The following is a 13,704-nucleotide window of genomic DNA, read 5'->3' as shown; positions in this document are numbered from 1 at the left end:
CTTTCTGACAGAGTGACAGGACGGCGCGGGCGCGGGGGCCGAATTCACGACATATCGTGTCGTTTTCAGCTCTTCATCCGATCCAGTGCGTCCGGCAGATCGGCGACCGAGTCCAGCACGAGATCGGCGACCGCCGCCAGTTCCGCGCGCGGGGCCGGTCCGGTCAGCACGCCGATGGTCGTCATCCCCGCCGCGCGCCCCGCGTGCAGGTCGTGCAAGCTGTCACCGATCATGGCGCAGGCCTGTTGCGGCAACCCGGTCTGTGCGCAGAACGCAAGTAACTGGCCCGGTGCCGGTTTTCCGCCGTATCCGCTGTCTGACCCGGCGATGAAGGCAAAGGCATCGGTGATGCCGGACCGCCCCAGATGGTTCCGCGCGGGACCTTCGGTATCATTCGTGGCGATGCCCAGCACCAATCCCCGCGCCCGCAACTTGCTGCAAAGGGCGACAAGGTCCGTCGCCTCCTGCTGCGGCACCTGTGCTGCCGCCGCGTTCATCCGCGCCAGCAACGCCGGCTTGTCGGATTCGCCGATGACCGGCATGATATGGTCAGCTACCACCGACACCGTTTCCGCGATCACGATGCTGCCGGGGTGAAACCGTTTGGCGTCCGGATCATACCCCAGCACCTCCGCCAAGGCGTCGAAGACGGCCCGGTCGCCCCCGGCCTCCGACAGCAGCATGTCATGCGCCCAGACCCCCCAGGTCGCGTTGAAATCGTAAAGCGTGCCGTCCTTGTCGAAGATCAATCCCTTCAGGTCCAATGTACGGCCTCCGCACCCGGCAGCGCATAACGCGCGGCCAATGGCTGATCGTAGCCAAGACCCGTGGCATCGCAAAAGGCCGTCACCCAGCGATCGTCCTGCGTCAGGAACTCCAGCACCGAGGCCTGAAAGGCCGGGTCCGTCGCCTCCGATCGTAAACTTTCAGGCGTACTGCCCGTGGCTCCGAGAAAGACGGACCGCAGGTCATCGTCTCCCACCAGCCAGGCAAGGGCCTGTAATGCAATCGTTTCTGCGCGCTCTGGGGACATCTTGCCGTTCTCCACGGGTTGAAACGGTTTCTTAACTATTCCTGCCCATACCTGTCGCAACAGTTGGGTGGTGAAACCACAGTTAGGAAACTGGGATGTCCGGTAGGATACTCATCATTGATACGGTCGCAACCAATCGGATCGTGCTCAAGGTCAAGATGCACGCGGCGCAGTATCAGGTCGACACCTGCGCCACCCGGGCAGAGGCGGAAGCACTGATCGCAGGGTCGCGGCCCGACCTCATCCTGATCAACCTGTCCGACCCGGTAGAGGATCGCCACGGTTTCTGTCGCGATATCAAGGACGATCCCGAAACAGCCGATATTTCCATCGTCGGCCTCGGGATCGCCGATACCTGTCGTGCCCGCTTTGCCGCGCTCGATGCCGGTGTGGACGAGGTGATGCCGCGCCCGACCGATGAAACACTGTTGCTCGCCCGGATTCGCAGCCTCCTGCGCCTGCGCAACGCCAATGCAGAGCTGTGGCTGCGCGACGGCACCAGCCGGGCCCTGGGATTCGAGGACGGCAAGGAAGCATTCCTGCCCGCCGCAAAGATCGTCGTTCTGACCGACAGTCTCACGCAGCGACCGCGTATCGTATCCAAGGTTCGCACCGCATTCCGCCACGGGCTGCGGATCATCGGAACCAACAGCGTGCTGTCCGATCAGAAACTCGACCCGGTACCGGACCTTTTCATCATCGACGGCACGCGGCCCGACGATGAAGGGCGCGCTGTCTTCCGTCTCGTCTCCGACTTGCGCTCCCGCACGCAGTCCCGGCTTGCAATGCAGATGGTCGTCGTCCCGCGCGGAAAGACCGAACTGGCGGCGATGGCGCTCGATCTGGGCGCGGACGACGTGATTTTCGACCATGTCGCCGCGGGTGAAATCGCCCTGCGCGCCCGGATACTGCTGCGCCGCAAGGACCTGCAGGACAAACTGCGCGACACCGTCCGCAGCGGCCTGCACGCCGCCGTCACCGATCCGCTGACCGGACTCTACAACCGCCGCTACGCCGAACCGCATCTGCTGCGACTGGCCGAGCAGGCGCGCAAGATGTCGCAAAGCTATACGGTGATGATGCTGGACATCGACCATTTCAAAGCGATCAACGATCAGCATGGCCACGCTGCCGGTGACCTTGTCCTCAAGGAAATCGCCGAGCGGTTCCGGTGCAACCTGCGCGCCGTCGACATGATCGCCCGCATCGGCGGAGAGGAGTTCCTCGTCGCGATGCCCAACACCGATGCCGAACAGGCCGACGCGGCGGCGAACCGGCTGCGCCGCGTCATCAACGCCACGCCCTTCCATCTCGACGACGGCAAGCTGCGTCTGCAGGTTACGCTGTCCATCGGCGTCGCCGTGGGTGGCACTGCAGACTCTCAGACCCTCAGCAGCAAGGATATGTGCGCCCGCGCCGACGCCGCGCTCTACGCGGCCAAGACAGCCGGGCGGGATCAGGTATCGTTCAGCCAGACCGCTGCCTGAGCCGCGCCGGGGCGGTCCAGAAAAGGGTGGCTTGTGTCGTCATCGCATGGGGCGCCGCGTAGGACGCCGATGAACCCTTTCGAAATCATGCAGTCTGCCAGTCGACAGAAGAGACCTCGGCTCGATCCGTGCAACTGGCACGACTTTGTAATCTCCTGGGAGCGCAGCGCGCGAAAAAGAGCGACAGTCCTCGCAAGCCACTCATACCGTTCAGGCTGTTGCGAACGAGGGCGGTCGTTTGCACACCCTCTGCGGAGGCGGTCAATCCCGATCGACGCGAAAGAACCCTGTGTATCCATCTCGACAGACGAGCAGCATGTGCTGTTCCGCTTTGTGCAGACCTGTTACCGGCGTGCGTCATCCTGTAAATGCCTTGTGCCCGGCGCCGCCCCGCATCACGGGCGGCGCGGCGGGCGGCGCAGTTGCTCTTCCAGCCGGTCGGCGAACAGGTGGCGGTCCTCGGGTGTCATGGCCGCAACACGGCCGATCAACGCCTCCTGTGCCGCGGCCTGCAGCTGGTTCGCGCGTGTGCGCAGCCCCGTCAGAAAAGCCTCCATCGCGGCGGGGTCGAACGTCTCAGCACGCAATGCCGCGACCAGATCATCGGCCCGCGCGCGCATCTCGGCACGCGCACCGGCATCGGGTCTCAGCCCGCCGCGCCCCAGTTGCGCGCGGATTGCGGCCCGGTCTTCCGGCAGCAGGGCCGCCGCGATCGGACCGGCCCCGATCTCGAACCCCCGCTGGCCCTTGGCAAACCGCCCCGAAAACGCGCCACCGACAATCACACCCGCCACCGCAATGTTGAGCGCCAGCGAAATTAGCAAGGCGACCCGCAGCGCACGCCCGGACCGCTGCCGTTCGATCCCGTCATCAGCCATCGATCAGACCCTCCCACCCGTCACCGCTGCCCGTCAGGTTCACCGTCTCGACCGACCCGAAGAAATTCGCGGCCAGCGTTTCGACCGCCGCAGGCGGCGCGATCCCGATCCAGAGCCCGGTCAACCCGGCGGTCACCAACCCGCCCGCCGCAGGCCACCCGCCGATCACCTCCAGCAGACGCGCGAACAGTGACGGGTTCGCCGCGCGCGGCAATTCGCGCGCCTTCGGCTGCAGCGCCGCCGCATCCGCCAGAACCCGCGCCATCAGATCGTCGGAGGGTGCGGGCGGCGCATCCCCGGCCACCTGCGCCAGCAGATCGTCGACTTCGGTCATGTCACGTTTCGTCATCATCAAATCCCAACGCATCCCTGTGCCCCTGCAAGAGTGCTGCAAGCGCACGTTTCCCACGTGCCGTCAGACTTTCGACCGAGCGCACGCTGATGTCCATGATGGCGGCGATCTCCGGGTTGGACCGCCCCTCCAGATGCCGCAGCGCCACCGCCTCGGCCTGCCGCTCCGGCAATTGCGCCAGCGCATCCGACAGCGCCGTGTGCCGCGCCGCCTGCTGCATCCGCGCGGCGACCGAAGGGGCCGGATCCGGCGGCTCCGCGATCTGGTCCAGCCCGATGCGGCCCTTGCGGCGGCGCAGCTGGTCGACGCACAGGTTCGCGACGACCCGGTAAAGCCACGTCGACACCTGCGCCTCGCCCTGCCGCCAGTCGGGCGCGATCTTCCAGAGCCGCATCATCGCGTCCTGCGCCACGTCCTCTGCCGCGGCCCGGTCGCCGAGCATGCGAAAGGCCTGCCCCAGCACGCGCGGCAATAGCCGCGCCGTCAGCTCCGACGCCGCCGCAGGATCGCCGTTGGCATAGGCCAGCAACAGCGCATCGTCCGGCACGGCCGGACCAGAGGTCTGCGGGGCTGTCATCGCTCAGTGTCGTAACCACATCCGAAAATCCTGCCAATATCGTGGCGCAGGCGCAAGCTGCGGGGCCGGCACCCGACCCCGCAGCCATGGCCTAGCCGCGACCGCGTGGCCCGTTGCGGCGGTCGCCGCCACGGGATGCAGCGCGCTCGAATTCCTCCGCGCTCAACTGCCCGTCATCGTCGCGATCCGCCCGCTCGAACATCCGCTCCAGCCGGTCGCCGCGCTCCGGCAACTCATCCTGACCGATCATGCCGTCACCGTCGGCGTCGAGCCGGGACAGCATCCGCTCCGCCGCCGCTGCCGCGCGCGCCTCGCCCTGTGCCGTCAGTTCGGCCATCGACAGCAGCCCGTCGCCGTCGGTATCTGCCGCCGCGAAGCGTGCGGCCCCCTGTGCCTGCAGCTCGGCCAGCGTCAGCGCGCCGTCGCCATCCGCATCGAGCGTCGCGAAATCTGGCCGTTGTCCCGGCCCCTGCGCCGCCGCATCCAGTGCGGGCAACATCAGCCCGGTGATCATCGCTGCCATCAAAAGTTTGGTTTTCATCTTGCGTGTCCTTTCCAGTGTGTGCCCCGGCCCCGTTTCAGGCCATGACCCCCTTCCAACGGGGCGGCGGACGATCTCCGTCGCACCGCACGCAAAAAAATTCGCGCAACCTGCGTCCTGATGCCGCAAACCCGGCGCACCCCTTTTCTTTCGCACCCTAAAGGCGCACTTTGGCGGCGAAGATAAGGAGCCACCCGATGACCAACATCACAGACCCGGCGCAACGCGAACGCCCGACCAAACCCGCCATGTGGCGCGGATTTCGTCGCAAGTGCCCATCCTGCGGCGAGGGCGGCCTCTTCGACGGATACCTCAAGGTCGTCGACCGCTGCCCGGTCTGCACCGAAGAACTGCACTGGCACCGCGCCGACGACGGCCCGGCCTATCTGGTCATCCTGATCGTCGGGCACCTGCTGGCCCCGCTGATCCACATCGTCTGGACCCATTTCCGGCCCGATCCACTCGTCATGGCGACGCTCTTCTCGATCGCCTGCGTCGCGCTGTCGCTGTATCTGTTGCCGCGCATGAAAGGCATGGTGGTCGGCATTCAATGGGCGCGACGCATGCATGGCTTCGGCACGGCGGCGGCCTGAATGAAAAGGGCCTGATGGACAAGTCACAGATCAGGGACGCCGCGACGATCATCGTGACCCGCGGCACACAGGTCCTGATGGGGCAGCGCGGTGCCACGGCGGCCTTCATGCCGGGTAAGTTCGTGTTCCCGGGGGGTGCCGTCGACGACAACGATGCGCTGGTCGACGTCGGCCGGCTCGATCCCGCGACCGAAACGCGGCTGACGGAAGAAAGCAATCGCAGTCCCGCAAGCCTGATCGCCGCCGCCATCCGCGAGCTTTGGGAGGAAACCGGACAGATCATCGGCACGCCTGCCGTCTGGCCCGATCCGCCGCAGGGCTGGCGCGGTTTCGCGGCGACGGGGCACCGGCCCGCCGGGGCCAAACTGCGGTATTTCTTCCGCGCCGTCACTCCGCAGGGTCGCCCGCGCCGCTTTGACGCGCGGTTCCTTCTGGCCCGGGCCGACATGCTGTGCACCGATCCCGACGATTTCGGCAAGGCCGAGGACGAACTTTCGCATCTGCAGTGGATCGACCTCGCCCGCGCCCGCGATTTCGACCTGCCGTTCATCACGCAGGTGGTTCTGGCGGAACTGATGGTCCATCTGGCGAAGGGCGGTGATCCGGGGCCCGTCCCGTTTTTCCGCAACGATGACGAGGCGCATCTGGTCACACGACTGGGCGGTGCTCCGGTGCTCTGACCTGGATCAGGTGACGAGGACCAGCATCACGATACTGCCGGTCAGCAGCAGCAAACCTTGCATTTCGCGCGCCGTCACACGTTCCCCGAACACCAGTGCGCCGATGATGATCGAGAACAGCAATTCCACCTGCCCGACCGCGTTCACATAGCCCGCCGATTGCAGCGTGAAGGCCGAAAACCAGCACATCGTGCCGATCATGCTGGTCAGCCCGACCAGACTGACCGTTTTCCAGGCCGCCACGACCTTGGTGATTTCGCCGCGCTCGCGCCACATCAGCCAAAGCGCCATCGCGATCACCTGAAAGAAAATCACGAAGGTCAGCGCGACCATCGCACGGTAGAACGTATCGCCCGCCCCCAACGACAAAGACGCGCCGCGATAGCTGACCCCGGAAAATCCGAAGAACAGCCCGGATGTCAGGCCCAGCGCCACCGCCCGGTTCAATATCCGCCGGTGCCAGCGGCCGACCGCATCCGGCGGGTCGGACAGCAAAAGCACGCCCGCCAGACCGATCAGGATCGCCACCAGCGCCAGTGGGGTGACCGCATCGCCCAGAATGACGAAACCGATTAGCACGCTCAGCAAAACTTCCGTCTTCTTGAAAGTGATCCCGACGGCGAAATTGCGGTGCGAAAACAGGGCGACGACGCACATCGTCGCCAGTATCTGCGACAACCCGCCCATGATCCCGAAAAGCCAAAACCGCGCAGGAATGTCCGGCAGGCCCTGCTCCGACAGGATCGCATAGACCACGGCGATGATCAGCACGGCGGGCGCGGCAAAGATAAACCGCGCGAATGTGGTACCCGCCGTCGACAAGCCAGCCGTCTTCAGCTGCTTTTGCAGCATGAACCGTAACGATTGCGCCAGCGCCGCACCGAAGGTGATGATGATCCAGGGTTCCATGATCCGCCTTCTGGGTGATCGTGGCGCAAATGACCAGCCACTAGGGCTTGGGGTCGGGGTTTTCCGTGTGCCCGTCCACCGCGATCACCTGGCCGGAAATCCGCGCGGCGGCCGCAGACCCCAGAAAAACCGCCATCGCCGCGATATCCTGCGCCGTCACGAACGTCCGCAACGATGTGCCTGCGGCATAGCCCGCCGCGACCTGATCGCGGGTCATGCCTTTGGCCGCCGCCTCGCGTGCCAGCACACCCTCCATACGCGGCCCTTCGACGGCCCCGGGTGCGATGGCGTTCGCGCGGATGCCCTGTGGCCCCAACTCCATGGCTATGGTTTTCATCAGCCCGATGATTCCCCATTTCGCCGCCGCATAGGGCGCGCGATTGGGATAGCCGAACAGACCGGCGGTGGAGGTGGTAAAGATCATCGCCCCCGCCCCTTGCCGCGACATCAGCGGTGCCGCGTATTTCGCAGCAAGGAACGCGCCTTCAAGGTTGACCGCCACGCACCGCCGCCAATCGTCCAGTGCGACCTGCGCGATCGGCGCCGTCGGCCCGGCGATCCCGGCATTGGCGCACAAAACATCGATCCCGCCCCAGGCTTCGTCGATCTCTGCAAATGTCGCGGCCACGGCTTTTTCGTCAGCCGCGTCGACAGGGCTGCACCGCCACGTGCTCGGCGCGGCTTCCAGCGCGGCGGTGTCGACATCCGTGATCCAGACCTGATCACCCGCCGCCGCGAACGCCTCCGCCATCGCCCTGCCGATGCCCGAAGCGCCTGCCGTGATCAGGACGCGGTTCATCGTTTTCCGACCGCCGCACCGGCACCGTCCGGCACGGGCAACTCCGCATGTGCCTTCGCCACTCGCGCCAGCGGCCCGGCAACCTCCGGCCCCGGCTCCGACGCTTTCCGCGTCTGGAGGCTAACATGGATCAACATATGTTCGCCGGTCGCCAAGAGGCGGTCACCGGCTAGAAGGCGATGGAAGAGATGGAGCTTTTTTCCTTCTCCCAGAATAACTTGCGTATCGACATTAACCCGCGCACCCGCATGCACCTCGTCCAGATGCCGGATATGGGTTTCCGCCGTGAAATAGCTGCCGCCACTGGCGATGTAATCGGCGTCACACCCGATCATTTTCATCAGCTGATCTGTGGCGTCGCCGAACACCTGCAGATAACGCGCCTCGTTCATGTGGCCGTTGTAGTCTGTCCAGTCGAGCGGGACCGCACGGGCGACGGTGCGGATCGGGTCACCTAAATTCTCAATTTGATCAATATGATCCGGGACACTTTTCATCTTTGCATCGCTAGCATTCAGCAACGCACCCGCCCCCCAGTCGCGCGCCTTCAGCCCGCGCAGGATCGTCACAAGATTATCGTCGCGCGCACGCTCCAGCGCACGAATGCTGTGCTGCCCGGACTGCGCGTCGGACTGATCCGCGATCTGGTCGATCAGCGTTTCGGTCAGCTCCGGAACATCCATAAGTTTCGTCCAGGGCCAGGACAGACAAGGTCCGAATTGTTCAATAAAGTGACGCATACCCGCCTCGCCACCGGCGATCCTGTAGGTTTCGAACAAGCCCATCTGCGCCCAGCGCAGGCCAAACCCATAGCGAATCGCGTTGTCGATCTCTTCGGTCGTGGCGATCCCGTCCTTGATCAGCCAAAGGGCCTCGCGCCAGACCGCCTCCAGAAAACGGTCGGCGATATGGGCGTCGATTTCGGCCCGGACATGAAGCGGATACATTCCGATTTCGGACAAAATTTCCGATGCGGTTTCAACAAGCTGCGCATCGTTCTTCACGCTTGGCACCAGTTCGACCAGCGGCAGCAGATATACCGGGTTGAACGGGTGCGCGACGACGATCTGAAATGGACGCAGCGCGCCATCCTGCAGTTGCGACGGTTTGAAACCGCTGGTGGAGGACCCGATCACCGCGTCGTCGGCGCAGGTGGATTGAATCGCCGCATAGATTTTGTGTTTGAGATCAAGTCGCTCCGGCACGCTTTCCTGAATCCAGACCGCCCCGGCAACCGCATCGGCCATATTGTCGTGAAACGTCAGGGTCCCTTCATCCGGCAGCGCGACATCCGAAAGCCCCGGCAAGGAACGGCGCGCGTTGTCCAGCACCTCTCCGATTTTGCGCGTGGCATCGGGATCGGGATCGAATACCCGCACATTCCACCCCATGAGCAGAAACCGCGCAGCCCAGCCGCCACCAATCACGCCACCGCCGATTATCGCCGCTGTCCTGTTCTTCATCATTTTTTCAGACTTCTCGTTGATTGTTCAGGCGTCATCACCACGATCAGCTTCGCCGTGCCCCACGCCGAAAGGAGGATCACCCCGGCAACCGTCAGAACCGCAGCACCGATCACGAAACCCGCGCCGTAGGCCGCACCACCGCCAAGAAGAAGGAGGCATGATATTACAGGAATCCGCCATGTCATTGCGGCACCATCATCAGCCGCGTCAGATCGTACCCGTTGAAGGCCAGCACACGACGAGCCGCCTCAAGCCGGTCGGCGGGGATTGCCGGATCACGGTTGAGGATGTAGCCCGACCTTCCATCCGGCGCGCCGACGACGGCCGTGCGATAGCCCTCGTCGACCCACAACACCCAGTAATCCGCCGCGCCGAACGGCACGGAGGGGAAAGTGACCTTTAGCTGGCCGGGGCCGACGATCTCTGCCGTGCCTTCGATCTGGTCGGTGATCGTGCCCGCCGCATCGCGACAGATGTTGAGAACGGAGAGCATGTTCGCCGAAATCGGTTGATATTCGGCAGTCACTCCGAAACACCCGCGCTCGAACGGAACAGGGTAACGGGCGACCTCGTACCAGAGCCCGGTGTAGCGGGCCGGATCGAACAGCGCCGCCGAGGAAATCGGCGCGGACAGGTCGCGATAGACTTCGAACAGAGAGCCGTCATCTGCATCGGACACCGGCATGCTGCAGGCAAACAACAGAAAAGCCGGCGTGACCCAACCCATCAGGCGGCCGAGAACCCTCATCGTGGCACCTGCGTAGTAAGCGATGCAGACAACGATATTGGCCAACGGGCACTAGAAGATTTCCGACCGCACGATGCTTGGACAGCCGCAAGCGGTTCGTCGCGGGATTTGCGCAACCCGATGGACCCGAACGGCATTGCAGGCGTGGCAATGCGTGAAAAAAGACGCGGTGCCGCCACATCAGCGGTTGCAAGCACGAGGGGCAACCGATTCGCATCCGGAGTCACACATGCGCGGGGGGCATCCACCCGTTGTATGTGGGTAACCATTTGATCAGGCAAAGTTTTTTGCGCACGGCGTTCGGTCCGATTACGCGGGCACCCGTGCCAACGGTTCGGGGCGGCCACATCAGTAGTCGCAAGTGCAACAGGCCCCCGGTACGCATCCGAAGTCCCGCGTGCGCGGGGGACATCCATCCGTTGTATGGGGGCAACCATTTGATCAGGCGACGTTTTTTGCGCATGACGTTCGGTCCGATTGCGCGGACACCCGTCCCAACGGTCCGCTGAGGTCCCATCAGCGGCTGCAACCGCGACAGGCAACCGGTGCACATCCCAAGTCACACATCCGCGGGAGGCATCCGCCCGCATTGAGGAAACAAGCGTTCGGTCAGGCCCGGCTTTTTGCGCATGGCGCTCGGTTCGATTACGCGGGCACCGGTGCCAACGGTCCGGGGCGGCCACATCAGCGGTCGCAAGCGCAACAGGCACCCGGCGCGCATCCGAATTCACGAATGCGCGGGAGGCATTCACCCGTTTTTTGGAGGCGACCATTTGATCAGGCCGGGTTTTTCGCACACGGCATCTTGACCGATAAGGTGGGCGCACGTGCCAATGGCCCATCGTCGCCGCAGCGACAGTCGCAGGTGCTACCGGCGACCGTCGCACACCTGACCTCACATGCGCGGGAGGGGCTTTCGCCCGTCTCATTGCGGCAACCGTTTGGTCAACCCCAGCTTTTCGCGAACGGCATCCGGGCCGATGACGCGTGCGCCCATGCCTTCGATGATGTCCTTCGCGCGGGCTACAAGCTGCGCGTTGGTGGCCAGTTCGCCCTTGGCGAGCCAGAGGTTATCCTCCAGCCCGACGCGCACGTTGCCACCCGCCAGCACGCTGGCCGCGACATAGGCCATCTGGTTGCGGCCCAGCCCGAAGGCGGAAAACGTCCAGTCGGGCGGCACGTTGTTGACCATCGCCATGAAGGTGTTGAGGTCGTCCGGCGCACCCCAGGGCACGCCCATGCAAAGCTGGACCAGCGCGGGCGCGTCGAGCACGCCGTCGGCGACGAGCTGTTTGGCATACCACAGATGGCCGGTGTCGAAGGCCTCGATCTCGGGCTTCACGCCCAAGTCGGTCATCATCCGGCCCATCGCGGTCAACATGCCGGGTGTGTTGGTCATGACGTAATCGGCCTCGGCGAAGTTCATCGTGCCGCAGTCGAGGGTGCAGATTTCGGGGCGGCATTCGGCGATATGGGCGACACGTTCGGTGGCCCCCACCATGTCGGTGCCGTCATCCGTGGGCAGCGGGTTTTCGACGCCGCCGAACACGATGTCGCCGCCCATGCCGGCGGTCAGGTTCAGGACCACGTCGATATCGGCGGCGCGGATGCGGTCGGTCACTTCGCGGTAGAGTTTCAGATCGCGGGACGGCGCGCCGGTATCGGGATCGCGCACGTGGCAATGCACCACCGCCGCCCCTGCCTTTGCCGCGGCGATGGCGCTGTCGGCGATCTGTTCGGGCGAGCGTGGTACATGCGGGCTGCGGTCCTGCGTCGACCCGGAGCCGGTGACGGCGCAGGTGATGAAAACGTCGGTGTTCATCTGAAGGGGCATGGCGGCATCCTGTGTTTCCGGCTTTGACCGACCGTCCGCGATTCCCGCCCGCAGGACAAGCCCGCTGTGAGGCACCGCACGGTTGACAAGGCGCGGTGCGGAGCGGCACAAAGACGCCATGGACAGCGTCTCGTCACATCAGTCGTTTTATCGCCCGCTTCCATAGCGGCGTTCCTGTGCATCCCATCACAACCGAAAGCCGCCGTCCGGGGCGGCTTTTTGCGTTTCCGTTCCGGCGGCGGTCACATCAAAGGACCTATGACATGCAAGCCGACCTGGCCCGCCCCAGCGATATTCCCGCCATTCTGCGCATGATCCGCGCCCTGTCCGCGTTCCACGGCGACACCGCGACCGTGACGCTGGAGCAGCTGCAGGATGCGTTCTTCGGAACCACGCGGCAATCGACCGCGCTGGTGGTGCGCGACGGGGCCGCGCTTTTGGGCTATGCGGGGCTGAACCATACGCTTGCCCTGCATACCGGGGTGGCGCGGATCGACATCCATCACCTTTATGTGGGCGAGACGCATCGCGGGCGCGGCATCGGCAAGGCGCTGATCGCGAAGGCGCGCGAGGTCGGTCGCGCGGCGGGGGCGCGGGGGCTGACTATCGGGACCGATCCGGGCAACGTGACCGCGCAGGCGGCCTATCGCGCGATGGGGCTGGAGGAAATCATCGGAGCCGGACCCCGGTTCTGGATCCCGCTGGATCAGTAGGGCATCGGGTTGGCGCGATGGGCCGCGTCGATTTCGGCAATCAGGTCGTCGGACAGGGTCACGTCCTTACCAGCCAGGAGATGCGCAAGCTGGTCTGCGGTCGTGGCACCGAAGATCGCCGAGACCGGGAATGGCCGCGTGCCTTGCCAGGCCATTGCCATATGCACCGGGTCCAGCCCGTGTCTGGCGGCCAGATCGAGGTAGACCTGTGCCGTCGGCAGGATGCGGGGCGACATGCGCCCGCCCAGTTCAGGCCCGATGGACCGGCGGCTGCCCGGCGGGATCACCCCGTCCTGATACTTGCCGGTCAGCACACCGCATGCCAGCGGCGAGAAGGACAGCAGCACGATATCCTCGTTCACCGCCATTTCCGCCATGTCGGTGTCGTAGAGCCGGCAAAGCAGCGAATATTCGTTCTGGACGGAGGCCACGCGCGGCAGGCCGTGATCCTTGGCCAGGCGGGCCCATTGGGTGGTGCCCCAGGCGCTTTCGTTGGACAGGCCGAAGACGCGGACCTTGCCGGCCTTGACCACGTCGTCCATCGCTTGCAGCACATCCATCATGTGATCCATGGTCTGCTGACGGTTCTGGCCGGAGGGATCGTAGGTCCAGTTCTGGCGAAACATGTAGGAGCCGCGCTCGGGCCAGTGCAGCTGATAGATGTCGATGGTGTCGGCCCGCATGCGTTTCAGGGACTGGTCGACCGCCTGCCGGATCACCGCGCCGTCATAGCCCTTGCCGTCACGCACGAAGCCGCCATTGGAGCCGGACACCTTGGTGGCGATCATCATGTCGTGCTTTCGCGGGGATTTCGCGCGCCATGTGCCGACGATCTCTTCGGAGCGGCCCACGGTTTCCTTCGCGACCGGGTTGACGGGATACATTTCGGCGGTGTCGAGGATGTTGATGCCTGCGTCCAGCGCCATGTCGATCTGACGGTGCGCGTCGCTTTCAGGCGTCTGGTTGCCGTAGGTCATCGTGCCCAGGCACCAGCGCGTAATGTCGATACCGGTGCGGCCGAGGGGGAGTTTCTGCATGGGGCGGGCCTTTTGTCTGCTGTGCGCTCAACCTAACGTGTGCAGGCGTGTGGGCAA

The 13,704-nt window shown here is 64.7% G+C and carries 17 protein-coding genes; 4 read left to right on the top strand and 13 right to left on the bottom strand.

What is annotated here, in order from left to right; translation table 11 throughout:
- Positions 1 to 65: 65 nt before the first annotated feature.
- Both AC04PH_RS16350 and AC04PH_RS16345 read right to left on the bottom strand, forming a co-directional pair.
- The gene (locus AC04PH_RS16350; protein ID WP_483066884.1) at positions 66 to 764 is read right to left on the bottom strand and encodes an HAD family hydrolase; all 699 of its coding nucleotides are present in this window, start codon (positions 762 to 764) and stop codon (positions 66 to 68) included.
- Positions 755 to 1,033, bottom strand: coding sequence for a DUF3572 domain-containing protein (locus AC04PH_RS16345; protein WP_483066883.1), 279 nt, complete (start codon positions 1,031 to 1,033; stop codon positions 755 to 757). Before AC04PH_RS16345 ends, AC04PH_RS16350 begins: the two co-directional genes overlap by 10 nt.
- Before the next feature lie 95 nt (positions 1,034 to 1,128).
- Here AC04PH_RS16345 and AC04PH_RS16340 point away from each other — a divergent pair, with 95 nt between their 5' ends.
- Positions 1,129 to 2,520, top strand: a complete 1,392-nt coding sequence (locus AC04PH_RS16340) for a diguanylate cyclase (RefSeq protein ID WP_483066882.1) — start codon at positions 1,129 to 1,131, stop codon at positions 2,518 to 2,520.
- 395 nt (positions 2,521 to 2,915) lie between these two features.
- On the opposite strand, the gene AC04PH_RS16335 is transcribed toward AC04PH_RS16340, so the two are convergent.
- From AC04PH_RS16335 to AC04PH_RS16320, 4 genes are all read right to left on the bottom strand, one after another.
- Entirely contained in the window at positions 2,916 to 3,398 is a 483-nt protein-coding gene (locus AC04PH_RS16335) for a periplasmic heavy metal sensor (protein WP_483066881.1), read from the bottom strand.
- Entirely contained in the window at positions 3,391 to 3,747 is a 357-nt protein-coding gene (locus AC04PH_RS16330) for a hypothetical protein (protein WP_483066880.1), read from the bottom strand. The genes AC04PH_RS16335 and AC04PH_RS16330 overlap by 8 nt, the downstream gene beginning before the upstream one ends.
- Positions 3,734 to 4,327, bottom strand: coding sequence for an RNA polymerase sigma factor (locus AC04PH_RS16325; protein WP_483066879.1), 594 nt, complete (start codon positions 4,325 to 4,327; stop codon positions 3,734 to 3,736). The genes AC04PH_RS16330 and AC04PH_RS16325 overlap by 14 nt, the downstream gene beginning before the upstream one ends.
- Positions 4,328 to 4,418: 91 nt before the next feature.
- A complete protein-coding gene (locus AC04PH_RS16320) occupies positions 4,419 to 4,868 on the bottom strand; it encodes an EF-hand domain-containing protein (protein WP_483066878.1) in 450 nt (149 codons plus the stop codon).
- A 197-nt stretch (positions 4,869 to 5,065) separates the two neighbouring features.
- On the opposite strand from AC04PH_RS16320, the gene AC04PH_RS16315 reads away from it, so the two are divergent.
- Positions 5,066 to 5,461 (top strand): DUF983 domain-containing protein, encoded by a 396-nt coding sequence (locus AC04PH_RS16315; RefSeq protein ID WP_483066877.1) that lies wholly within the window; start codon positions 5,066 to 5,068, stop codon positions 5,459 to 5,461.
- A 14-nt stretch (positions 5,462 to 5,475) separates the two neighbouring features.
- Positions 5,476 to 6,141: an NUDIX hydrolase gene (locus AC04PH_RS16310; RefSeq protein ID WP_483066876.1), complete on the top strand. Its 666-nt coding sequence runs from the start codon at positions 5,476 to 5,478 to the stop codon at positions 6,139 to 6,141.
- Positions 6,142 to 6,147: 6 nt separating this feature from the next.
- Here the strand turns inward: AC04PH_RS16310 and AC04PH_RS16305 are convergent, their stop codons facing one another.
- The 6 genes from AC04PH_RS16305 to bcoG all read right to left on the bottom strand — a co-directional run bounded on the left by AC04PH_RS16305 (position 6,148) and on the right by bcoG (position 11,897).
- Positions 6,148 to 7,050, bottom strand: coding sequence for a DMT family transporter (locus tag AC04PH_RS16305; RefSeq protein ID WP_483066875.1), 903 nt, complete (start codon positions 7,048 to 7,050; stop codon positions 6,148 to 6,150).
- 40 nt (positions 7,051 to 7,090) lie between these two features.
- Positions 7,091 to 7,849, bottom strand: coding sequence for an SDR family oxidoreductase (locus tag AC04PH_RS16300; protein WP_483066874.1), 759 nt, complete (start codon positions 7,847 to 7,849; stop codon positions 7,091 to 7,093).
- Positions 7,846 to 9,312, bottom strand: coding sequence for a carnitine 3-dehydrogenase (locus AC04PH_RS16295; RefSeq protein ID WP_483066931.1), 1,467 nt, complete (start codon positions 9,310 to 9,312; stop codon positions 7,846 to 7,848). The genes AC04PH_RS16300 and AC04PH_RS16295 overlap by 4 nt, the downstream gene beginning before the upstream one ends.
- A complete protein-coding gene (locus AC04PH_RS16290) occupies positions 9,312 to 9,500 on the bottom strand; it encodes a hypothetical protein (RefSeq protein ID WP_483066873.1) in 189 nt (62 codons plus the stop codon). Before AC04PH_RS16290 ends, AC04PH_RS16295 begins: the two co-directional genes overlap by 1 nt.
- Complete coding sequence (locus AC04PH_RS16285) at positions 9,497 to 10,063, bottom strand: lipocalin family protein (RefSeq protein ID WP_483066872.1); 567 nt, start codon at positions 10,061 to 10,063, stop codon at positions 9,497 to 9,499. The genes AC04PH_RS16290 and AC04PH_RS16285 overlap by 4 nt, the downstream gene beginning before the upstream one ends.
- Positions 10,064 to 10,988: 925 nt before the next feature.
- Entirely contained in the window at positions 10,989 to 11,897 is a 909-nt protein-coding gene (bcoG, locus tag AC04PH_RS16280; protein ID WP_483066871.1) for a 3-dehydrocarnitine:acetyl-CoA trimethylamine transferase BcoG, read from the bottom strand.
- A 263-nt stretch (positions 11,898 to 12,160) separates the two neighbouring features.
- Between bcoG and AC04PH_RS16275 the strand changes: the two genes are divergently transcribed.
- Positions 12,161 to 12,610, top strand: a complete 450-nt coding sequence (locus tag AC04PH_RS16275; RefSeq protein WP_483066870.1) for a GNAT family N-acetyltransferase — start codon at positions 12,161 to 12,163, stop codon at positions 12,608 to 12,610.
- Here the strand turns inward: AC04PH_RS16275 and AC04PH_RS16270 are convergent.
- A complete protein-coding gene (locus AC04PH_RS16270) occupies positions 12,604 to 13,647 on the bottom strand; it encodes an aldo/keto reductase (protein ID WP_483066869.1) in 1,044 nt (347 codons plus the stop codon). The two genes, AC04PH_RS16275 and AC04PH_RS16270, sit on opposite strands and share 7 nt — an antisense overlap.
- Positions 13,648 to 13,704 lie beyond the last annotated feature (57 nt).

Source organism: Yoonia sp. KMU-150 (assembly GCF_056858355.1).
Note: the sequence above shows the minus strand (reverse complement) of the source record. Positions and strands in the feature narration are given on the sequence as shown.